At 74.1% G+C, this 22009-nt stretch carries 20 protein-coding genes; 11 read left to right on the top strand and 9 right to left on the bottom strand.

What is annotated here, in order from left to right; genetic code table 11:
* Positions 1 to 13 precede the first annotated feature (13 nt).
* Positions 14 to 988: a peptidoglycan-binding domain-containing protein gene (locus tag GSY65_RS03295; protein ID WP_159765866.1), complete on the top strand. Its 975-nt coding sequence runs from the start codon at positions 14 to 16 to the stop codon at positions 986 to 988.
* 213 nt (positions 989 to 1201) lie between these two features.
* Positions 1202 to 2065, top strand: a complete 864-nt coding sequence (locus GSY65_RS03290; protein WP_159765865.1) for a fructosamine kinase family protein — start codon at positions 1202 to 1204, stop codon at positions 2063 to 2065.
* A gap of 112 nt (positions 2066 to 2177) precedes the next feature.
* Here GSY65_RS03290 and GSY65_RS03285 read toward each other — a convergent pair whose 3' ends face one another.
* Positions 2178 to 4355, bottom strand: coding sequence for a hypothetical protein (locus tag GSY65_RS03285; protein WP_159765864.1), 2178 nt, complete (start codon positions 4353 to 4355; stop codon positions 2178 to 2180).
* Positions 4356 to 4527: 172 nt separating this feature from the next.
* Positions 4528 to 5145 carry a TetR/AcrR family transcriptional regulator gene (locus GSY65_RS03280; RefSeq protein ID WP_159765863.1) on the bottom strand — a complete coding sequence of 206 codons (618 nt, stop codon included), beginning with the start codon at positions 5143 to 5145 and terminating at the stop codon, positions 4528 to 4530.
* A gap of 165 nt (positions 5146 to 5310) precedes the next feature.
* On the opposite strand from GSY65_RS03280, the gene GSY65_RS03275 reads away from it, so the two are divergent.
* Both GSY65_RS03275 and GSY65_RS03270 read left to right on the top strand, forming a co-directional pair.
* Positions 5311 to 6792, top strand: a complete 1482-nt coding sequence (locus GSY65_RS03275) for an APC family permease (protein ID WP_159765862.1) — start codon at positions 5311 to 5313, stop codon at positions 6790 to 6792.
* A 43-nt stretch (positions 6793 to 6835) separates the two neighbouring features.
* Positions 6836 to 8413, top strand: a complete 1578-nt coding sequence (locus GSY65_RS03270; RefSeq protein ID WP_159765861.1) for an amidohydrolase — start codon at positions 6836 to 6838, stop codon at positions 8411 to 8413.
* A gap of 58 nt (positions 8414 to 8471) precedes the next feature.
* Here the strand turns inward: GSY65_RS03270 and paaK are convergent, their stop codons facing one another.
* Positions 8472 to 9785: a phenylacetate--CoA ligase PaaK gene (gene paaK / locus GSY65_RS03265; RefSeq protein WP_159765860.1), complete on the bottom strand. Its 1314-nt coding sequence runs from the start codon at positions 9783 to 9785 to the stop codon at positions 8472 to 8474.
* Positions 9786 to 9985: 200 nt separating this feature from the next.
* On the opposite strand from paaK, the gene paaA reads away from it, so the two are divergent.
* From paaA to paaE, 5 genes are read left to right on the top strand one after another with little or no spacing between them, the layout of a single operon-like run.
* Positions 9986 to 10963 (top strand): 1,2-phenylacetyl-CoA epoxidase subunit PaaA, encoded by a 978-nt coding sequence (gene paaA / locus GSY65_RS03260; protein ID WP_159765859.1) that lies wholly within the window; start codon positions 9986 to 9988, stop codon positions 10961 to 10963.
* Positions 10960 to 11280: a 1,2-phenylacetyl-CoA epoxidase subunit PaaB gene (gene paaB, locus GSY65_RS03255; protein WP_159765858.1), complete on the top strand. Its 321-nt coding sequence runs from the start codon at positions 10960 to 10962 to the stop codon at positions 11278 to 11280. Before paaA ends, paaB begins: the two co-directional genes overlap by 4 nt.
* A 10-nt stretch (positions 11281 to 11290) precedes the next feature.
* Positions 11291 to 12118 carry a 1,2-phenylacetyl-CoA epoxidase subunit PaaC gene (gene paaC / locus GSY65_RS03250; RefSeq protein ID WP_159765857.1) on the top strand — a complete coding sequence of 276 codons (828 nt, stop codon included), beginning with the start codon at positions 11291 to 11293 and terminating at the stop codon, positions 12116 to 12118.
* On the top strand, positions 12112 to 12618 hold the full coding sequence (paaD, locus tag GSY65_RS03245; RefSeq protein WP_159765856.1) for a 1,2-phenylacetyl-CoA epoxidase subunit PaaD: 507 nt from the start codon (positions 12112 to 12114) through the stop codon (positions 12616 to 12618). Before paaC ends, paaD begins: the two co-directional genes overlap by 7 nt.
* The gene (paaE, locus tag GSY65_RS03240; protein WP_159765855.1) at positions 12619 to 13866 is read left to right on the top strand and encodes a 1,2-phenylacetyl-CoA epoxidase subunit PaaE; all 1248 of its coding nucleotides are present in this window, start codon (positions 12619 to 12621) and stop codon (positions 13864 to 13866) included.
* Between the two features lie 168 nt (positions 13867 to 14034).
* On the opposite strand, the gene GSY65_RS03235 is transcribed toward paaE, so the two are convergent.
* Positions 14035 to 14511 (bottom strand): Lrp/AsnC family transcriptional regulator, encoded by a 477-nt coding sequence (locus GSY65_RS03235; protein WP_159765854.1) that lies wholly within the window; start codon positions 14509 to 14511, stop codon positions 14035 to 14037.
* Between the two features lie 403 nt (positions 14512 to 14914).
* Here GSY65_RS03235 and GSY65_RS03230 point away from each other — a divergent pair, with 403 nt between their 5' ends.
* Together GSY65_RS03230 and GSY65_RS03225 are read left to right on the top strand one after the other, a co-directional pair.
* Positions 14915 to 16420, top strand: a complete 1506-nt coding sequence (locus tag GSY65_RS03230; protein WP_159765853.1) for an FUSC family protein — start codon at positions 14915 to 14917, stop codon at positions 16418 to 16420.
* Between the two features lie 108 nt (positions 16421 to 16528).
* Positions 16529 to 17578, top strand: coding sequence for a lactonase family protein (locus GSY65_RS03225; RefSeq protein WP_159765852.1), 1050 nt, complete (start codon positions 16529 to 16531; stop codon positions 17576 to 17578).
* Positions 17579 to 17692: 114 nt separating this feature from the next.
* On the opposite strand, the gene GSY65_RS03220 is transcribed toward GSY65_RS03225, so the two are convergent.
* The 5 genes from GSY65_RS03220 to GSY65_RS03200 all read right to left on the bottom strand — a co-directional run bounded on the left by GSY65_RS03220 (position 17693) and on the right by GSY65_RS03200 (position 21889).
* Positions 17693 to 18616 (bottom strand): sirohydrochlorin chelatase, encoded by a 924-nt coding sequence (locus GSY65_RS03220; RefSeq protein ID WP_159765851.1) that lies wholly within the window; start codon positions 18614 to 18616, stop codon positions 17693 to 17695.
* Positions 18617 to 18808: 192 nt separating this feature from the next.
* Positions 18809 to 19753 (bottom strand): N-acetylglucosamine kinase, encoded by a 945-nt coding sequence (locus GSY65_RS03215; protein ID WP_236580179.1) that lies wholly within the window; start codon positions 19751 to 19753, stop codon positions 18809 to 18811.
* Positions 19754 to 19848: 95 nt separating this feature from the next.
* Positions 19849 to 20526, bottom strand: coding sequence for a uracil-DNA glycosylase (locus GSY65_RS03210; protein ID WP_159765849.1), 678 nt, complete (start codon positions 20524 to 20526; stop codon positions 19849 to 19851).
* 33 nt (positions 20527 to 20559) lie between these two features.
* Positions 20560 to 20772: a hypothetical protein gene (locus tag GSY65_RS03205; RefSeq protein WP_159765848.1), complete on the bottom strand. Its 213-nt coding sequence runs from the start codon at positions 20770 to 20772 to the stop codon at positions 20560 to 20562.
* A 31-nt stretch (positions 20773 to 20803) separates the two neighbouring features.
* Complete coding sequence (locus GSY65_RS03200) at positions 20804 to 21889, bottom strand: WD40/YVTN/BNR-like repeat-containing protein (protein WP_159775573.1); 1086 nt, start codon at positions 21887 to 21889, stop codon at positions 20804 to 20806.
* Positions 21890 to 22009: the final 120 nt, after the last annotated feature.

Below are 22009 nucleotides of genomic sequence, written 5' to 3'. Positions count from 1 at the left end.
AGAGAGTGCACGCGTGAGTGAACCGACAGGCCCTGTCTGCCCCCAGTGCGGTACGCCCCGGACGGTGGACGGCACCCCGGCCTGTTCCTGCGCCGAGCAGGCGTCCGAGGCCCACCGCGACTCCCGGACGGCACAGGCGGCGGCCGTCGAGGACTTCGACCCGGTACGGATACGGCCCTTCGTGAAGGTCGGCGACGAGACCCGGGGCGCTCCGGATGCGGCCGGAGCCCCTGACGCCGTCGCCGTCGCCGCCGCCGACTCGGCCGGATCCCCCGGGTTCCACGACCTCGCGTACGGGTCGGGCGACCCCACGGAGGAACTGCCGGTCCCTGCCGGGGAACTGGGGCCGCCCAGTGCCCCGGACGCGCGGTTCGCCACCGGCACCGGCCGTCCCGAGAGCGGGCGGCGACGCAAGAAGGCGCTCGCCGTGGGGGCCGGAGCCGCCGCGGTGGCCGCCCTGGTCGCGGCCGGCCTCGTGAGCGGTCTCTTCTCGTACGACGCGCCCGCGCGGGACGGCGCCCTGCCGGACGACGTCCGGGCCCGGCTGCCGGAATCGGCCTCCCAGGAGGACACGGCCCCGACACCGACCCCGTCGGGCACGGCCTCACCGAGCCGGTCGACGGGCACCCCGAGCGGCTCCCCGGACGCGACCCCCAGCGAGAGCCCGGTCACCCCGTCCGGCTCCCCCGACCCGACCCGGACCCCGTCCAACAGCGGCGCCACCAGTGCCTCCGGCCCCACGCCCAGCGGCAGCTCCGAGCCGAACCCCGTCCTCGGCCCCGGCGACCAGGGCCCCGAGGTCATCGAACTCCAGCTCCGTCTGCGCCAGGTCGGCCTCTACAGCGGGGAGGCCGACGGCGAGTACGACCGGGACGTCGAGAGCGCGGTCCGCGGCTACCAGTTCACCCGCATCGTCCTCGACGACGAGTCGGGCGTCTACGGCCTGCCGACCCGCACCGCGCTGGAGTCCGAGACCTCGGAACCCTGATCGGCGCCACCCGCTCTCCCGCCCCTCTTCCCGCACTCCCGCCGCCCCGCCGCCGTCGCCCGTCCGGTCGCCGTCGGCGATGACGCCCGAGGACCACGACCTCGCCGTACGGCAGGGCAGGCCATGGCGTGGGCATTTCACCGGGGCCCCGGGCCGCCCGTACGGTGCACGGGGAACGAGGCCGGCCGCACCGGCATCCGGAGGTGGTACGCGATGAGCGCGCACGAGTCGCCCGGCGACCTGGCCGTACGGCTCACCGGCCGTGAGGCCGCCGGCGAGCGCCGGCTCTCCGGCACCCTCACCGAGGTCACCCTCGACGACGGCCGGGCCGTGATCGTCAAGCGGGCCGACGGCCCGGACGCGGCACGTGCGGAGGCGGCCGGACTGCGCTGGCTCGCCGAGGCGGGCGCGGTCCCCGTGCCCGCGGTCCACGGCCAGGAGGGGGACCGCCTGGTTCTCGACCGGATCCGCCAGGGTCCACCCGGCGCTGCGGCGGCGGCCCGCTTCGGGGAGTCGCTGGCCGCCCTGCACGCCGCCGGAGCGCCCGCTTTCGGCGCCGCGCCCCCCGGCGGGCCGGAGCGCGCCTCCATCGGACACGCCCCCCTGCGGAACGTCCCCGGAGCCGACTGGCCCGGCTGGTACGCAGAGCACCGGGTGCTGCCGTATCTGCGGCTCGCGGTCGACGGCGGCACGCTCCGCCCGGCCGAGGCCGCCCTGCTCGAGGAGGTCTGCGCGCGGCTGCCCTACCTCGCGGGCCCCGCCGAGCCGCCCGCCCGGCTGCACGGCGACCTGTGGAACGGCAACGTCCTGTGGGGCGCCGACGGACGGACCTGGCTCATCGACCCCGCCGCGCACGGCGGCCACCGCGAGACCGACCTCGCGATGCTCGCGCTCTTCGGCTGCCCGCACCTCGACCGCGTGCTCGACGGCTACCAGCGGACGGCGCCCCTCGCGGCCGGCTGGCGGGACCGCGTCGGCCTCCACCAGCTCTTCCCCCTGCTGGTCCACACGGTGCTCTTCGGCCGCGGCTACGCGGAGCAGGCTCTGGACGCGGCACGGGCGGCGCTCGCGCACTGAACGCGGGCGCCGCCCGGGGCGACGTGAACGGCGAGGAGAGCGAAAGGACTCGGTTCAAGGAGGAATGGAGAAGGAAGCCCCTTCATGGCCTCGCCTGCGGTCACGCTAGCACTCAGCCCGGAATCAAGTCGCGCAGATTTTCGACGGTGATGATCCGGGACTCCGGGTGCAGCCCCTCGGGACGTTCGAGACCGATGAACGTGACCGGCTCGTCCGGTACGGACCTGCCGTCCCAGGGCTCCACGGCGTTCGACCCGTCGGCGGCCGTCATCAGGCCGACGAGGTACCGCACCGTGAGCTGCTCCCGCTCCATGACGGCCCGCACCACCCGCGACACCGACGCCTGGTTCTCCTCGACCCGGTTGTCCGACGTGAGGCCCCTCAGGTAAAGGTGCAGCCACTTCGCCCGCCACCTGCCGTCCGGCTCCCGCTTGAAGGCCAGCGGCAGCGCCACCCGCCCCGGCCCTCGCAGCTCCGACTTCATGCGCACGGTGCGCGGTTCGAACGGACGGCCCTTCTGGTTCGCCTCCCGCAGCATGAAACCGAAGAACGACTCCTCCGCCTCGTCGAACCCCTCACCCGCGTAGATGTTCACCTGCGGGACGACGAACGCGCCGCCCACCCGGTCCAGGTTCAGGTCGATGAACTCGGAGGCCCCCTGAGGTGCCTCCGTGATGTCACCGGAGTGCCTGCCCCCCACCGTCTTGAGCGAGGTGTAGGAGAGCCAGCTGTCGGTGCTGTAGTCGGCGTTCAGGATCAGCGCCGACAGGTCGTAGTCGGTCGACCGCAGGCACTCCCTCCAGTACACGAAGAAGCGCAGCAGCTCGCCGTCGACCGCCGACGCGGAGCCCCGCGGCAGCACCCCGAGCCCTGCGGTGGTCGCCCGGCCGCTGAGCGGCAGCGCCACGTCCAGGACGTCCGGGTCGACCAGCAGCCGGGCCGGCGCCGGCAGACGGCGCCGCAGCTCCGCGTCGAGGGCGGCGATCAGACGCGCACGGTCCCCCGCCGGCACGGCCGGCCGGGTGTCGGCGGCGACCCAGGCCCGGCCCCGGCGGTTGACGAACACCCGGCGCTCGCCGGACTCCCGCTCCCGGTTGAGCAGATGCTCGCGCACCGCCAGGACGACCCGGCCCGACACCTCGGGGGCGACCTCCACGGCCGCGGCCACCACCGCGTCCCGCTCCTGCGGGCCGTGGGCGGTCCGCACCAGGTGGTCCAGGGCCCGGAACAGCTTGCCGGGTGCGGACTTCAGCAGACCGGCGGCGCCACGGACGTCGCCCTCGCCGAGCAGCCGCTGCGCGCGGCTGTCGAAGGAGGGCGCCTCCTTCTCGCCCCGGGCCACGGCGAAGACCTCGGTGGCGTGCGGCCACCGCGGGTACTCGTGCGGGTGCAGGCGCTCACCGAGCCGCTTGAAGGGCTCGCGGTAGGCGTGCACGTCGCAGAGCTTCGCGGGATTCTCCGCGACCACGGCGTCCAGGCCCGCGAGCAGCGCCCGGCGCACCGGCCGCGGCACCGTACGGAACCGTGTCGGCTCCCGCAGCGTCACGTCACCGCCCGACAGGGCGCAGGCCAGCCGCAGCACATCGGTGACGGTGTCCAGGAGCAGGTCGGCACCGGCGGCGAGGCGGGCCTCGTTGACGACGGCGCGGTTCTCCCGGATCGGGATCGCCTCGGGCTGCGGACCGGTCGCGCACCGCTGCGCGAGGACTCTCAGGTCGGCGAGGTGCTCCTCGCCCAGCGGGGTGGTGCCGCCCGCGAGCGCCAGGTACAGGGCCGTGACCTCGTCGTCCAGGTCCCCGCCGAGGTGCAGCACCGTCAGCCGGTCGCCGGCCGAGGCGATCAGCTCGTCCTGCACCGCGAGCATCTCCTCGTAGGTGTGCTGGTAGCGGCCGTACGACGGCAGGCTGAGCAGGTTCAGCACCCCGTGCGCCAGCTGGGAGAGCACGCTGTCACGCGCCTTGCGGTCACGGAGCGCCTCGGCGACGCACCGCGTCCAGAACTCCTCGGTGTCCGGCACGTTCGCGGGGAAGTCGATGAAGTACGTGTTGTGCGCGACGTGGTCGCCCACCATCTCCCGCACCGTGCGCAGCGTCCGCGTTGCGGTGTGCACCACCGCGGCCCGCGACAGCCCCGACAGGTGCGCCAGCAGTTCGGCCGACAGCTTGAACCCCACCGACAGCAACGCGGCGTCGAACTGCCGCGCCGCGGCGCCGCCGTCCCCCGCGGACCCCTCGGGGGCGGGCAGACGGTGGGTGTGCCGGAGAACCACGGATGCGAGACGGCTGGCCATTCCGGGATGATCGCAGAGATGTGCGAACCACCGCACAGGAGTTTCCCGTGCCGCCGGGTCCGGTGCGCGGCGGACGCCACGTCGGCCGGGACCGGAACGGCAGACCGCGCCGCACGGTCCGGCACGGTCGCGACGAGCCGCGCCACTGGCCGGCGGCCGGCCCCCGTCGGCGTCAGGGCGCCGAGTGCCGCTCCCGTCTGCGGCGCGCGTGGTCGAGGAAGCCCTCCAGGGCCAGCTCGAAGGCGGTGTCCGCCCGGTGGTCGCCGACCGCGTCGAGCGCCTCGGCCAGGCGCGGTGCGGCCGCCTTGTCGGCGATCTCCCACATGGCCTCCGGCGCGGCCAGATCGAGGGCCGAACCGAGGACGACGTTCTCCAGGGCCACCAGCACCGGCATCACGTCGGGGAGGGGGAAGCCCGCGTCGAGGAGCAGGGTGACGGCACGCTCGTACTGCTCCAGGACGCGCGGGGCCCGCACCGGGGACGTCATGAGCAGCGGGATCGCGCGGGGGTGGGCGGCGAAGGCGGCGCGGTAGGAACGGGCCCAGGCCGCGAGGGCCTCGTCCCAGGGGCGCAGCTCCAGCGCGGAGACGTCGATGCCCTGGGTGACCCGCTCGCGCAGCAGTTCCACGATGCCGTCCCGGCCGTCCACATGGTGATACACGGACCCGGTCTGCACCCCGAGCCGCCGGGCGATCTGGGGGACGCTGAAGTCGCCCTGCGCATCGACGAGTTCGAGCGCGGTCGTGGTGATGCGCTCCCGGTTCAGCAGGGGTGTGCGCGGCCGTCCCATGGTGTCCGTCCTCTTCGGGGTCTTCCCAGCGGTCGTGGTGAAGGTTACATTGCCAAAACCGAAAGCCTTTAGGTTTACCGGTCCGGGCGACCCCGCCCACCCGGTGGCCTCGCCCCCGCCCACCCGGTGGCCCTGTCCCCGCAAGCAGCCAGAAGGGCTTTCCCCATGACCGTCACCCCCTCCGCGCCCAGCGCGGAGCCCACCGAGACCGAGCCGCCCGCCACGTACTCCCTGCGCCGGGGCTCGCTCGGCACCACCGACATCGCCTTCTTCGTCGTCTCCGCCGCCGCCCCGCTCACCGTGATGGCCGGCGTCGCCCCCCTCGCGATCCTGATGGGCGGCATCGGCGCCCCCGTCGGCTATCTGCTGGCCGGCCTCACCCTCGCCGTCTTCGCCATCGGCTTCACCACCATGAGCCGTCACGTCCGCAGCGCCGGCGCGTTCTACGCGTTCATCACCCGCGGCCTCGGCCGCCGGGCCGGCATCGGCGCCGCGCTCCTCGCGCTCATCGGCTACAACGGCATGGAGATCGGCGTCTACGGCCTCCTCGGCACCGCCACCCGCGACACCGCCCGCTCCCTGTTCGGCGCCGACATCCCCTGGCTGCCCGTCTCCCTGCTCGGCCTGCTGCTCATCGGCTACGGCGGCTACCGGTCCATCGACTTCGGCGCCAAGGTCCTCGGCGTCCTCCTCGTCGCCGAGACCGGCATCCTCGTCCTGCTCGCCGGAGCGGTCCTGGTCGACGGCGGCGCCGACGGCCTGTCCGTCGCCTCCTTCGCGCCCGGCAACGTCATGGTCCCCGGCATGATCGCCGTCCTGGCCTTCGCGTTCGCCGCGTTCACCGGCTTCGAGTCCACCGTGATCTACCGCCGGGAGGCCCGCGACCCGGCCCGCACCGTGCCGCGCGCCACCTACCTCGCCGTCGCCTTCCTCGGCCTGTTCTACGCGTTCATCGTGTGGACGGTGATCCAGGCGTTCGGCGACGCGAAAGTCATCGCCACGGCCGGCTCGAACCCCGCGGACCTGTTCTTCTCCGCCATCACCGTCTACGTCGGCTCCTGGGCGGCCGACCTGATGCACATCCTCATCGTCACCAGCGTCCTCGCCTCCCTGCTGGCCTTCCACAACGCCATCAACCGCTACGGGCTGGCCCTCGCCGAGGAGGGGATCCTCCCCAAGGCCCTCACCCGCGTCCACCCCCGCCACCGCTCCCCGTACGTCGCCGGCATCGCCCAGACCGTGCTCGGCGCGGCCGTCGTCCTCGCCTTCGCCGCGGCCGGCGCCGACCCTTACACCCAACTGCTGCTGTGGGTGAACACGCCCGGCATGCTCGCCCTCATGGTGTTGCAACTGCTCGCCGCGATCGCCGTGCCGCTCTACTTCCGGCGCGTCGCCCACGGCGAGGGCGCCCTGCGCACGGTCGTCGCACCCGTCGCCGCGGCGCTGCTCCTGACCGGCGCCATCGCCCTGGTCGTCACCCACCTCGACCAGTTCACCGGCGCCTCCACCACCGTCAACACCGTCCTCGCGGCGATCGTCCCGGCCGTCCTCGTCATCGGCCTCGCCCTCGGGTGGTGGCTGCGCCGGTCCCGGCCCGAGGTGTACGCGGGCTTCGCCGCCGAGCCCTCGTCCGACGCCGCCGAGTGACCACGCCCACCCTCCGTCCGACCCCGCAAGGAGACACCTCCCGATGCCCCTCGCCGACCTCGTAGTCACCGGCGCCCACATCCGCACCCTCGACCCGCGCCGGCCGCACGCCTCGGCGGTCGCCGTACGCGACGGGCTGATCGCCGCCGTCGGCGAGGACGCGGACGTACGGGACTGGCGCGGGCCGGACACCGAGGTGGTGGACCTGGGCGGCGGATGGCTGGTTCCGGGCCTGGTGGACGGCCACAGCCACCCCGTGTGGGGCCTGGACCTGGCCACCGGCCTCGACCTCACCGCCGTGCGCGACCTCGACGGACTGCGCTCCGCCCTCGCCGCCGCGCCGCGCACCGACGGCTGGGTCCTCGCCTGGGGCCTCGACCACAACGCCTTCGAGGGCCGTCCCGTCGACCGCGCGCTCGTCGAGGACGTCCTGGGCGGCGCGCCCGCCTTCCTCCGCCTCTACGACGGCCACTCCGCCCTCGTCACCGGGGCCGCGCTGCGGGCCGCCGGCATCACCGGGCCGCGGGCCTTCGCCCAGCGCTCCCACATCGCCGTCGACGCCGACGGACGACTGACCGGCCACCTCGTCGAGCACGCCGCGATGGACCTCGTCACGGCCGTCATGCCCCGCGCGACGTACGACGAGCGCCGGGCCCGGCTGATCGACCTGCTGAACGCCATGGCGGCCACCGGCCTCACCGGCGCCCACGTCATGGACCTCGGCGATCCCGCCCTGATGGACGCCGTGGCGCGGGAGACCGTCCTGCCGCTGCGGCTGCGCTTCGCCCCGTGGTGCATGCCCGGCGCTGACGCGGACGACCTCGCGGAACTGGTCGCCCTCCAGGGCAGGGGCGGCCGGCACTGGCAGGTCGGCGGCGTGAAGTTGTTCATGGACGGCACCGTCGAGGGCGGCACCGCCTGGCTCGACCACCCCGACTGCCACGGCCAGGGCACCGACGCGTTCTGGCCCGACCCGGACGCGTACAGCGACGCCGTCCGGGCCCTGCACCGCGCCGGGGTGCGCACCGCCACGCACGCGATCGGCGACGCCGCCGTGCGCCACGTCCTGTCCACGGTCGAGTCGCTGGGGCCCGGCGGGCGGCACACGCACCGGGTCGAGCACATCGAGTCGGTGCCCGACGACGTGGTGGCACGGTTCGCCCGGGTCGGGGTCGTCGCGTCCATGCAGCCGCCGCACACCGGGTACACCCGCGCCGACCTGACCGACGCGTGGTCGTCGCGGCTCGGTGAGGAACGCGCCGCACGGGCCTGGCGGCTGCGGGACCTCAGGGACGCGGGCGTGGTGGTCGCGCTCGGCTCGGACTGGCCGATCGCCCACCACGACGCCCGCGGGGTCCTGGCCACGGCCCGGGCACCGCGCGGCGCCGCGTCCTCCCGGGCCGGGCTGAGCGGACTCCAGGCGCTGGAGGGCTGCACCAGCCACGCGGCGCTCGCGGCCGGTGAGGAAGCGGTCGCCGGACGGATCGCCGCCGGGTACCGGGCGGACCTGACGGCCCTGGGCCTCGACCCCGTCGACGCCCCCGCCGACGAGGTCGCCGAGGCACCGGTCCTCCTCACGGTGACGGGCGGCCACGTGGTCCACCGGGGGAGCGGGCGGTAGCGTCACGGGGGAGCGGGCCGGCCAGGTGTGCCACCGGCCCGGCGCCCACCCCGCCGGGTCACCGGTCGCGCAGGTCCTGCACCCGCTTCAGCTTGCCCACCGAACGCTCCAGGGACTCCGGGTCGACGATCTCCACCGCCACGGTCACACCCACCCCGTCCTTGACGCCTCCCGCGATCGCGGCCGCCGCCCTCGCCCGTTCCCCGGGCGAGGCGTCCGGGCGGGCCTCCACCAGGACCGTCATGTGGTCCATGCGGCCCTCACGGGTCAGCCGGATCCGGAAGTGCGGGGCCACCCCCGGGGTGCGCAGCACGATCTCCTCGATCTGACTCGGGAAGACGTTCACCCCGCGCAGGATGATCATGTCGTCGCAGCGGCCCGTGACCTTCTCCATCCGGCGGAAGGCGGGGCGGGCGGTGCCGGGCAGCAGACGGGTCAGATCGCGGGTGCGGTAGCGGATCACCGGCATGGCCTCCTTGGTGAGGGAGGTGAAGACGATCTCGCCCCGCTCGCCGTCCGGGAGGACCTCGTCCGTGAGCGGGTCGACCACCTCCGGCAGGAAGTGGTCCTCCCACACGTGCAGCCCGTCCTTGGTCTCCACGCACTCCTGCGCCACCCCCGGGCCGATCACCTCGGACAGCCCGTATATGTCGACGGCGTGCAGTCCGGCCCGCTCCTCGATCTCCCGGCGCATCTCCTCCGTCCACGGCTCCGCCCCGAAGACACCCACCTCCAGCGAGCTGTCACGGGGGTCGACACCCTGCTTCTCGAACTCGTCGAGGAGGGTCAGCATGTAGGACGGGGTCACCATGATGATCTCGGGGCGGAAGTCCAGGATGAGCTGCACCTGGCGCGCGGTCATGCCCCCGGAGGCCGGGATCACCGTGCACCCGGCGCGCTCGGCCCCGTAGTGCGCGCCGAGGCCGCCGGTGAACAGCCCGTACCCGTACGAGATGTGGACCTTGTGGCCGGGACGGCCGCCGGCGGCCCGGATGGAGCGGGCCACCACGTCCGCCCACGTCGACAGGTCCCGTTCCGTGTAACCGACCACCGTCGGGCGTCCGGTGGTGCCGCTGGAGGCGTGGACGCGCCGTACCTCGGACATCGGCACGGCGAACATGCCGAACGGGTACGTGTCCCGCAGATCGGCCTTCGTCGTGAAGGGGAACCTGGCCAGGTCGCCGAGGGAACGGCAGTCGTCGGGACCGACGCCCGCCGCGTCGAACTTCCTCCGGTACAGCTCCACGTGGTCGTACGCGTGCCGCAGGGTCGCCCGCAGCCGGTCGAGCTGGAGCGCGGCCAGTTCCTCCCGGGTCAGGCGCTCGCCGCCGTCCAGCAGGTCGTGGGGGAGCGGTTGGCCCGGGCTGCTCATCGCGACTCCTTCGTCCGCCCCGCGTATCCGGGGCCGACCGAACATTCGGTCACCGTGCTTGGCGGTCACGGTAACCGCCGGGGGCGTTCCGCTGTCAAGGATGTGCAGAGCCGCCGCGGGCGGGTGGAGAGGTCTTGCCCGGCCGCCCGAATCACGTCACACTGATACCGAACGAATGGTCGGTTGGGAAGCTGGTATCGATGACGACGACAGATTCCGCCGGGGCGCCGCCCGAGGACGCGCTCCAGGAGCACTTCGACGCGACGATCGCGCGGGACCAGCGGATCGAGCCGCGCGACTGGATGCCGGAGGGCTACCGCAGGACGCTCGTCCGGCAGATCGCGCAGCACGCGCACTCGGAGATCATCGGCATGCAGCCGGAGGGCGAGTGGATCACCCGCGCGCCGTCCCTGCGCCGCAAGGCGATCCTCTTCGCGAAGGTCCAGGACGAGGCGGGCCACGGCCTGTACCTGTACTCGGCGGCCGAGACCCTCGGCGCCGACCGCGCGGACCTGACGAACCGGCTGATCGAGGGCCGCCAGAAGTACTCGTCGATCTTCAACTACCCGACGAGGAGCTTCGCCGACGTCGGCGTCATCGGCTGGTTCGTGGACGGCGCCGCCATCTGCAACCAGGTCCCGCTGTGCCGCAGTTCGTACGGCCCCTACGCCCGCGCGATGGTGCGCATCTGCAAGGAGGAGTCGTTCCACCAGCGGCAGGGCTACGAACTGCTGCTGACGATGATGCGCGGCACCGACGAGCAGCGCGCGATGGTGCAGGACGCCGTGGACCGCTGGTGGTGGCCGTCGCTGATGATGTTCGGCCCGCCCGACGACGCCTCGCCCAACTCGGCGCAGTCCATGGCCTGGAAGATCAAGCGGCACTCCAACGACGAACTGCGCCAGCGCTTCGTCGACATGACGGTCCCGCAGGCCGAGAAGCTCGGCGTCACCCTCCCCGACCCGGACCTCAAGTGGAACGAGGAGCGCGGCCACCACGACTTCGGCACCCCCGACTGGACCGAGCTGAAGCGCGTCATCACCGGCGACGGACCCTGCAACGACCAGCGGATGGAACGCCGCAGGACGGCACACGAGGAAGGCGCCTGGGTGCGTGCGGCGGCCACCGCCCACGCGGCCCGGAGCGGCGAGCGAGCCCGGAAGGGGACGGCGGCATGACCGGCACGGACGACAGCGGCGCGGCACGCGTGCACAAGGGCGACTGGCCGCTGTACGAGGTGTTCGTCCGCGGCAAGCGCGGCCTGAACCACGTCCACGTGGGCTCCCTGCACGCCGCCGACGACCAGATGGCCCTCACCCACGCCCGAGACCTCTACACCCGCCGCAACGAGGGCGTCTCCCTGTGGGTGGTGCGCTCGGAGCACATCGCCGCCTCCACCCGCGACGAGAAGGACCCCTACTTCGAGCCCAGCGCCGACAAGGTGTACCGCCACCCGACGTTCTACGACATCCCCGACGACGTCCCGCACATCTGAGGAGCAGGGTATGAGTGACGACCACGTCTACCTGACCCTCGCCGAGGGGCACGAGGACGACACCCGCTGGGCGTACGGCACCGGTTTCGAGGACCCCCTCCACGGCGTCGACACCGCTGTGCCCGAGGGCGTCGACGTACGGGAACTGGCCCGCGTCTGCGTGGCGCTGGCCGACGACGCCCTGGTCTCGGCCCAGCGGCTCGCCGAGTGGACCACCCGCGCGCCCGAGCTGGAGGAGGAGGTCGCGCTCGCCAACATCGGCCTCGACCTGCTCGGCCAGGCCCGGCTGCTGTACTCCCGCGCCGGCCAGGTCGACGGCACCGGCCGCGACGAGGACGCCTACGCCTACGTCCGGGACGCCGACGACTTCCGCAACGTGCGCCTGGCGGAACTCCCCAACGGGGACTTCGCGTTCTCGATCGTCCGGCTCCTCGTCCTGTCCAGCTGGCGCCTCGCGCACTTCGCACGGCTGGTGGACCACCCCGACCCCGTCCTCGCGGCGATCGCGGCCAAGGGCGTCAAGGAGCTGACCTACCACCGCCAGTACGCGGCCGACTGGTCCGTACGGCTCGGCGACGGCACCGAGGAGTCGCACCGGCGGATGCGCAAGGCGCTGGAGCTGGTCGGCCCGTACGTCGGCGAGCTGTTCACCGCGTACGACGTACGGGACGAGGTCGTCGACGTGCTGCGGCAGGTCACGGAGGCCGCCGGGCTGCCCATGCCGGTGTACCGGCCGCTGCCGGGCGCCGGCCGCGCCGGCGACCACACCGAGCATCTCGCGCCACTGCTCGCCGAGTTGCAGAGCGTGGCCCGCGCCCTCCCGGAGGCGACATGGTGACCGCCCTCCTCGACGCGCGGCGGGCCCGGCAGATCGCCGGGCAGGTGCCCGACCCCGAGTTGCCTATGCTGACCCTCGCCGACCTCGGCGTCCTGCGGGACGTGGAGCTGACCGGCGACGGCACCGTCGTCGCGAGCCTCACCCCCACCTACTCGGGCTGCCCGGCCATGGCCGAGATGCGGGCCGACGTCGCGGCGCGGCTGCGCGCGGCCGGATACGAGCGGGTGGAGATCCGCACGGTGCTCAGCCCGCCCTGGACCACCGACTGGATCACGGAGCCGGGCCGCCGCAAGCTGGCCGAGCACGGCATCGCCCCGCCGGGACCCGCCCCCCGCGGCCCGGTCCCCCTCCAGCTGTCCGCCACCCGGCGCGCGGTCCCCTGTCCCCGCTGCGGCTCCCGGGACACGGGGGAGACCTCCCGCTTCGCCGCCACCTCCTGCAAGTCCCTGTGGCGCTGCCACACCTGCCGCGAGCCGTTCGAGCACGTCAAGGAGATCTGAATGAAGGGCTTCACGGAAGGACCGACGGGGGGCCTGCGCGGGGGACCGGTGGGGGAGGCACCGGGTGTCGCTGCGGCTGCGGTCGCCGCTGCGGTCGCGGACGTCGCCGCGTCACCGGCCGCCTCCGCCGTGCCCGGTCCGGCCGCCGGTGACGCCGCCGCGCCCGCCGCAGGTCCGCGCGCGCGGCGCCGACCCGTCTTCCACGCCCTGCGCGTCGCCGAGGTACGGCCGTTGTGCGAGGACGCCGTCGCGGTCGGCTTCGAGATCCCTGACGAGCTGGCCGGGGACTTCGCGTTCGCCCCCGGCCAGTCGCTGACGCTGCGGCGCGAGATCGACGGACGGGACGAACGACGCTCCTACTCGATCTGCTCACCGGCGGGCTCGGCACCGCGCATCGGCGTCCGGGTCGTACCGGGCGGCCTGTTCTCCTCCTGGCTGGTGAACGACGTACGCCCCGGCGACACCGTCGAGGTCATGCCGCCCACCGGCTTCTTCACCCCCGACCTCACCGCCCCCGGCCACCATGTGCTGATCGCGGCGGGCTCCGGCATCACCCCGATGATCTCCATCGCCGAGTCGGTCCTGGCCGCCGACCCCCGCTCCACGGTGACCCTCTTCTACGGCAACCGGCGCACCGGCACCGTGATGTTCGCCGACGAACTCGCCGACCTGAAGGACCTGTACCCGGCCCGCTTCCAGCTGGCCCACGTGCTGTCCCGCGAGCCGCGCGAGGCGGAGCTGCTCTCCGGAAGACTGGACGCCGCACGCCTCTCGGCACTGATCGGCTCCCTCGTCGTCGTCGCCACGGCGGACCACTGGTGGCTGTGCGGCCCCCACGGCATGGTCCGTGACGCCCAGCAGGTCCTCGCCGGCCTCGGCGTCCCCGCCGACCGCGTCCACCAGGAACTGTTCTACGCCGACGACGAACCCGTCCGCGAGGTCCGCCACGAGGAGGCCGCCGCCGAGGGCCCGGTCAGCGAGGTCACCATCACGCTCGACGGCCGCACCACCACCGCGCCGCTGCCCCGCGACCGGACGATCCTCGACGCGGCGCAGCGCACCCGCCCCGACCTCCCCTTCGCCTGCAAGGGCGGCGTCTGCGGCACCTGCCGCGCGCTCGTCCCCGACGGCAAGGCGGACCTGCGCCGCAACTACGCTCTGGAACCGGCGGAGGTGGCGGCGGGGTACGTGCTGACGTGCCAGACGTATCCGGTGTCGGAGACGCTGACGGTCGACTTCGACACGTGAGGGGTGGGGCCGGGCGCCCAACAGCTCGGGGCTGCGGGTGAGTCGGCGACCGTGGGTCCGTCGTGGTTCCTCGCGCAGTTCCCCGCTCCCCCGAAGGGAACGGATCCGCGGCCCCGCCCTTCATGAGCAGGAGGCCGCGGGTCCCGAGCTCCCCGGCCCACGCGGCGGTCAGTTCCCGGCCTCCCGGCCGACCGACTCCACCAGCGGCAGCAGCCGGTACGGCACCCGCTCCCGCAGCGCGACCTCCGTACGGGTGCGCACCACGCCGGGCATGCTGATCAGCGACTGGATCACGTCCTCCAGGTGCGCGTTGTCGCGGGCCACGACCCGGGTCAGCAGATCACCGCCGCCCGTGATGGAGAACGCCTCGACGATCTCCGGTACCGCCGCCAGCGCGTCGCCCACGTCGTCGAGATGCCCCTGGGTCACCTCGATGTGCACGAAGGCGAGCACCGGATGGCCGAGCGCGGCGGGGGACAGCGACGGCGCCGTCCCGGTGATCACACCGTCCCGCTCCAGCCGGTCGAGCCGCGCCTGCAGCGTCCCCCGGGCGACACCGAGCACCCGGGCGTACTCCCGCACACTCGTCCGCGGCTGTTCGAGGAGCAACCGCAGGATCCGGGTGTCCAGCTCGTCCACGGCCATGACCCGTCGACCTCCCTGCGCCATTCGACGATCATGGAAACGGTATCAACGGCCTCCGTGCCGCTCCCGGTGGCGCGGCCCCGCGCCGAGCCGGACGCGCCGGCCCGGCCGCCCCGCGAAGGCCGTTCGGCCGGGACCTGATCCGATGGCACACCGGATGAGCGCCGCGCCCCGCGTCGCCTGGGCCATTGGCTCACTTTCGCACCCGCGTGTTGAGCCAATGGGGCCGGAGGTGCTTATCTCTTGTCCCATCCACGAAGTTTCGGCGCCGCGCAGTGCCGGACGGCGACGAGGCCGGACCCGGAGCGCGGCGCCTTAGCTGTGCCCGTCGACCGCTGAGACCCAGCAGGCCGCGGACGCGGCACGCACCAGTGCGAGGGGGCGGTACACGGCCATGAAGAGGATGTTCACAGCGCCTGATCCGGGGCGTCTGCGGCTGCGGAACTCCGTCCGCGCCGTCATCGGCGTCGGCGCCGCGGTGGCCGTCTCCGAACTGAGCGGCTTCCCGCTCCCCGCGTCGATCACCGGAGGTCTCGCCGCGCTCCTCGCCCTCTTCACCGTCACCGACGGCACGGTCCGCGCCCAGCGGATCACCACCGCCCTGCTGCCCCTGGCCGGCTTCCCGGTCCTGGCGTTCGCCACCACGCTGCACGGCCTCACGGCCGCCCGCGACGCGGCGTTCGTCGCCACGGTCTTCTGCGGGGTCTACGCCCGCCGCTGGGGAGCACGCGGTCAGGCGCTCGGCATCTTCGCCTTCATGAGCTTCTTCGTCACCCAGTTCCTGCACGCCGTCCCCGCCCAGCTGCCCGGGCTCTACGCCGCCATGACCCTCGCCCTGCTGGTCGCCGGGGCCGTGCGCTTCGTCCTGTGGCCCATCGAACGCGCCGTCCCGCCGGTCGCGCCGCCCGCCGAGGCGCCCCGTACGGGCCTGGACCGCCCCACCACCCGGCAGGCGTTCCAGGCCGCGGCCGCCTGCGCGGTCGCGCTCGTCGTCGGCCAGGGGTTCTCCGAGGACCGCTGGTACTGGGCCGTCGGCACCGCCTGGTGGATCTTCGTCAACACGACGTCCCGGGGCGAGACCCTGGTCCGCGGCTTCCGCCGCGTCCTCGGCACCGTCATCGGCGTCGCCGTCGGTCTCGTCGTGGCCGTCCCGCTGGACGGGGCTCCCGCGGCATCGGCCGCCCTCGTCGCGCTCTGCGTGTTCGGGATCTTCTACACGGCGGCCGTGTCGTACTCCTGGATGATGCTGGCGGTCACCGTCATGGCCAGCCTCCTCTACGGCTTGCTGGGCGTCCTGGACGCCCAGTTGCTCGCGCTGCGGCTCGTCGAGACGGCGGTCGGCGCGGGCTGCGCCATGCTCGCTGTCGTCCTCGTCCTGCCGGTCACCACCCATGCGACCAACGACGCCTGGATCCAGCGGGCCCTGCACTGTGTGCACGCCGCCGCGACCGAGACCGCCGCCCGGCTGGAGGGCGACCCCGAGGCCGACCCGGCCCCGCACGCCGCCGAACTGGAGGCGCTGTTCGGACGCGCCCGCGTCGCCCTCGCCCCGCTGGTGCACCCGCTGAACCCGTTCCACGCCCGCAAGGCGCGCGCCCGTCAGGCCCTGCGCCTCCTCGACGACTGCGTGAACGAGGTCCACGCCCTGGTGTCGGCCACCGCCAAACCGCCGGCCTCCCACGAGGCGTCCCTCGTGGCCGCCTGCTGGCGGGTCAAGGCCGCGGTGGAGGCCCTGACCTTCCACGAGACGCGGGCGCCGGCCTGGCCGCAGCACCTCACCGGGCAGGAGGCCCCGCACCCGCCGGAGCCCGGCACCCCGCTGGTCCACCTGCACAACCTGGAGCGGACCCTGTCCGACCTGGCCCTGCCCCTCGGCAGGCCCCGGGGCTCCCGGCTGGCCGGCTCCTGACCCGCGGCGCTCCACCGCCCCGACGGATGAGGCCGACGGGCGCACCCCTGTTGGTCTAGACCTGCTGCTACCCTCACCGGCACCGAGCAGCACCGGGAGGGGACGGCAGTGGCAGCAGCACACGGGAGGCGGCAGCGCCGCGCGTACATCGGCTCGTTCACGGCGGAGGGAGGTCCCGGCGTCCTCGTCGCCGCCGTGGACGGGGACAGCGGCGCCCTGACCCTCCTCGGGAGCGCCGCCGACGTCCCCGACCCGTCCTACCTGGCTCTCTCCACGGACGGCGAGACGCTCTACGCGGTCAGTGAGAACGCCCGCGGCGCGGTCGCCGCCTACCGGGTGACGGACGACCGGCCTGCCCTGACCGGCCCGCCCGTCCCGGTCGGCGCCGGCCCCACCCACCTGTGCGTCCTCGACGGCCACGTCCTGACCGCCGACCACGCCGGCGGCAGCGTCACCGCCGTCCCCCTGCTCGCCGACGGCACCCTCGCCCCCGCCGCCTCCGGCACCCTCCGCCACCCCGGCCCGCGCGCGGATGGCGAGCGGCGCCCGCACGCGCACCAGGTGGTGCCCGCCTCGGCCGGTGACCGGTTCCTCGCCGTCGACCTCGGCACGGACACGGTGCGGGTCTGCGCCCTGGAGGACGGTGTGCCCGTCGTGCGCTCCGAGACCCGGCTGCGGCCGGGCTCCGGTCCGCGCCACCTCGCCCTCGCCGCGGACGCCCCGGACGCCCCGGACGCCGTGTACGTCCATGTGCTGAACGAACTCGCCCCGACCGTCACCGTGTGCCGCTGGAACGCCCCCGACGGCCCGCTGGAGCCCTTGCAGGAGGTCCCCGTGCTCCCGTCCGCCCCGGACGGCGACGCCTACCCCTCGGGCATCGTGGTGTCGCCCGACGGCCGCCACGTGTGGACGGCGACCCGCGGCACGGACGTCCTGTCCGTGCTCGCCGTCGAGGGGCCCTCCCTGCGCCTGGTCGCCACCGTCCCCTGCGGCGGCCGCTGGCCCCGCGCCCTCGCCCACGCGGCGGGCACCCTGTACGTCGCCAACCAGTGCTCCGGGGACATCACCTGGTTCACGGTCGACCCGGTCACCGGCGTCCCGGTGCTCGCCGGCTCCGTCGCGGTGCCCGCCGCCTCCTGCGTGGTCCTCGGCGCCTGACGGCGGCCCGCCGCACCGGGCACCGCCCGCGCACGCGTACGGCCGAGGGCCCGCTCCTGCGAGAGGAGCGGGCCCTCGGCCGTACGGGTCGAGACGGGCCGGGCGCGGCCGGCGTCAGCGGACCGGCATGCCCTGCTGCTGCGGCGGCGCGATGCCCAGGGCCGTCGTGTACTTGCCGAGCGCCAACTTGCCGATCGCCGGGTACGGGCCGAGCGCCTCGGCGGCCGAGCACCCCGCCTCCGCCGCGGCGTCCTCGATGAGGGCGGCGTCGATCTCCGGCCCTATCAGGTACGGCGCGAGCGCGAGCTGCTGGGAGCCGGAGGAGCGCAACTGCTCGGCCACGGAGCTGATCGAACCCTCCTGGTCGAGCGCGGCGGCCATCACCGGCACGGCGAGCCGCGCGGCCAGCAGCATGCCCGTGATGCCGGCCGCCTGCACGGCCTCGTCGCCGCCCACGGAAGCCAGGATGATGCCGTCCGCCGCGGTGGCGACGGTGAACAGCCGGGCGCGGTCGGCACGGGCCAGACCGGCCTCCGACAGGCGCACGTGCAGGGCTTCGGCGAGCAGTGGGTGCGGGCCGAGGACATCGGTCAGCTCGGCCGCGATGCGGCTCTCCATGACCGCCTGGCGGACCTGGCGCAGCGTCGCGTTGTCCGGACCGGCCAGCAGCGGCACGACCACGGCGACGGGGCCGTCCGGTTCCTTGACGTCGAGCCCGGCGGCGCGCGCCTGCTCGTAGCGGGCGGTGCGCTCCTCGGCGGCACCCGTGAGCACCGACTGCAGGGTGGGGAAGTCGTCGTCGCCGCCGTCGACGTAACCGATGCGGGCGTCGAGGCCGGGCAGCTCGGAGCGCGCGATGCTCACGACCTCCTCGGCGAGGCTGCGCGTGGCGGCGCTGGGCGTGCCCGGCACCGCGAGGAGCAGCGCGGGCGCGCCCTCGGGAGCCGCCAGGGGTTCCGGTCGGCGGTGCCGGCCGGGCTGGCGGGGTCGCGGCATTCGTACTGGCAGGCCGGACGCGGGCCCAGTGGGGGAGCTCATGGCGCCGCATGTTACTTGTTTCCGCGGTTCCCCTGTTCGGGGAGGGTGCAGGTGAGCGGTATCCGTCCGGATTTGTCTGATGAGTTACGGGTCGATCAGGCCGATCGATACCGCTTTTATCTGCTGAGCAGTGCTCTTGACGGGCCACAGTGGTGCTTGTCCGACAGGCTGCATTGGTCCGTGTTTCGGGTACTACTTTTCAGCCACGCTGTACAACAGCTGATCGTCGTACGGCAATCGGAGGTCACCGCTGGCCAGACCGGTCGCGACGCGTACGGCGCCCTCCAGCGGATCGCCCTCGGCGGGCACCCTCCGCGCCCGCGGCAGCCGCTGCGTCAACTCCTCGTCCAGCGGTGCGAGGAGAGGGGCGCCCAGCTTGAACAGGCCGCCGGTCAGCGCCACCAGGGGGTCGCCCGACGCCGGGCAGACGGCGGCCGCGGCGTCGGCCATGTGCCGGGCCGCGGCGCGCAGGATGTCCGCCGCCACCGGGTCCTCGCCCGCGCAGGCGGCCACCTCCGGAGCGAAGGAGGCCAGCACCGCCGGGCGGTCGGACCGGGGATAGAGCTGCCCGGGCAGCCTGTCCGGCGGGCCGAACGCACGCTCCAGGCGCCCCAGGAGCATCTCCGAGCCACCGTCGCGCCCGTCATGGGCCCGCAGCGCCGCCTCCAGTCCCGCCCGCCCGATCCACGCCCCGCCGCCGCAGTCCCCGAGCAGATGGCCCCAGCCGTCCGCCCGTCGCCAGGCCCGCAGATCGGTGCCGATCGCGATCAGCCCCGTGCCGGCGGCGATCACCGCACCCGGCCGCGGCCCCAGCGCGCCGGCGTACGCGGTGACGGCGTCGGCGACCAGCGCCGTCCGCCGCACCCCCAGTTCACGCGTGAACGCGGTCGGCAACTCGGCCCGCAACCGCTCCCCGAGGGTCGCGAACCCGGCCGCGCCGACGGCGACCGCCGCGGGACGCTCCCGCCCCGCCTGCGCGAGCAACTGCCGTGCCCTGGGCAGCACCAGCTCCAGCAGATGCCCGGCGTCGATGCCCGAGGCCCCGGTGCGCACCGGCTCCCCGGCGGCGAGCGGCTCCCCGACCACGCTGCCGCCGACGGCGAGCGCCACCCGCAGCCCCGACCCACCCGAGTCCACCGCGAGGACGACGGGGCCCTCCCCGGTGGCCGCCGGGCCGGACCCCTGCTGCGGCCGCTGCTGCGGCCGCTGCCCGGACGACGCCCCGGCGGCCGTCACGGCAGGCGCCAGTCCACGGGAGTACCGCCCTGACGGGTGAGCAGGTCGTTGGCGCGGCTGAAGGGACGGGAGCCGAAGAAGCCGCGGTCGGCCGACATGGGAGAGGGATGGGCGGACTCGATGGACGGCAGATCACCCAGCAGGGGGCGGAGGTTGCGCGCGTCGCGGCCCCACAGGATGGACACCAGGGGGCGCCCGCGCGCGGCCAGCGCCCGTATCGCCTGCTCGGTGACCTCCTCCCAGCCCTTACCCCGGTGCGCCGCCGGCTTGCGCGGTGCCGTGGTGAGGGCCCTGTTGAGCAGCAGGACGCCCTGCCGCGTCCAGGGCGTCAGGTCGCCGTTGGAGGGCGGCGGCAGTCCCAGGTCGTTGCCGAGCTCCCGGTAGATGTTGATGAGGCTGCCCGGCAGGGGCCGCACCTCCGGGGCCACCGAGAACGACAGGCCCACCGCGTGCCCCGGTGTGGGGTACGGGTCCTGGCCGACGATGAGGACGCGGACGTCGTCGAAGGGCTGCTGGAAGGCGCGCAGGACGTTCGGTCCGGCCGGGAGGTAGGTGCGTCCCGCGGAGATCTCCGCGCGCAGGAAGTCCCCCATCCGGGCGATCTGTCCGGCCACGGGCTCCAGCGCCTTCGCCCAGCCCGGTTCGACGATTTCATGCAACGGTCGTGGTGCCACGGCGTCACCCTACTGCTGCGGCCGCGCCGGTGATCAACCACCGGTCGCGGCACGACCGGTGCTGACCGTTTCGATGCCGAACCTCGGGCGTTCCGGGCCGACTTGGCGCGCGGTACGCGGGTGTGGACGACGACGCGAGAACCCTGGACGACGACGGGGGGCGACGAAGACGACAAGAGCGACGACAAGGCCGGCGACATGGACGACGATGTCCTCGACGACCACGTCATGCGCGACCACGTTCATGGCCGACCCGCTTCCCCGTCCGTCCTCGCCGTCAGCCGATCACCGCCGCCCGTACGCACAGCACGTCCGGCAGATGGGACGCCAACTGTCGCCAGCTGTCCCCGTCGTCCGCCGACGCGTACAGCTCGCCGTTGCGGTTGCCGAAGTACACGCCTGCCGGGTCCGCGTCGTCCGTGCACATCGCGTCGCGCAGCACCGTGCCGTAGTGGTCGTCCGTCGGCAGGCCGCTGGACAGCGGCTCCCAGCTCCCGCCCGCGTCCGCGGTGCGGAACACCCGGCAGCGGTGGTCGGCGGGGACCCGGTCCGCGTCCGCGTTGATGGGGAAGACGTACGCGGTGTCCCCGCGGTGCGGGTGGGCCACGGCGGCGAACCCGAACGTGGACGGCAGCCCTTCGCCGATGTCCTTCCAGTGCGCGCCGCCGTCGTCGCTGCGGTAGACCCCCCAGTGGTTCTGCAGATACAGCCGGTCGGGGGTCGCCGCGTCCCGTGTGACCTTGTGCACGCACTGGCCGAACTCCGGGTCGGGGTCCGGCAGGAACACCGCGGAGACGCCGGAGTTGGACGGCGACCAGCTCGCGCCGCCGTCCTCGGTGCGGAACACCCCGGCGGCGGAGACGGCGACGGTCATCGCCCTCGGGTCGCGCCGGTCGGTGAGGATGGTGTGCAGCCCCTCGCCGCCCCCGCCCGGCTGCCATCTGCCGCGGGTCGGGTGCTCCCACAGGGGCCGCACCAGCTCGAAGGTCTCACCGCGGTCCTCGGAGCGGTACAGCGCGGCCGGTTCCGTGCCCGCGTACACCACGTCCGGTTCGGCGGCCGACGGGTGCAGCTGCCACACCCGTTCCAGTGAGGCGCCCGTGTCCTTGGGGAACTTCACGGCCGGGCGGGCCGGTTCCGTCCAGGTGCGCCCGAGGTCGTCGGAGTGGAACACGGAGGGGCCCCAGTGCGCGCTGTCGCCCCCGACGAGCAGACGGGGCGTGTCCCCGCGGGTGTCGATGGCGACCGCGTAGACGGCCTGGGCGTTGAAGTACGGGCGGTCGTCGAACTCCCAGGCGCCGCCGCGTCGCCGCCCGACGAACAGGCCCTTGCGCGTGCCTACGGTGAGCAGTACCTCGGCCATCCCGGCCACCTCCCTGGACATCGTCGTCTCAGTCACGGGCCAGTCTGCACCCAGCCACTGACAGTCACCCCTCGACGCGGCGTCGCCGCAGGTCGGACGGCATGTGGCGGGTGAGAGAGA

Origin of the sequence: Streptomyces sp. HM190, from assembly GCF_009857135.1 — a bacterium.
Taxonomy (GTDB): Bacteria; Actinomycetota; Actinomycetes; order Streptomycetales; family Streptomycetaceae; genus Streptomyces; species Streptomyces heilongjiangensis.
The sequence above is the reverse complement of the archived record's forward strand: the minus strand, read 5'-3'. Positions and strand labels throughout refer to the sequence as shown.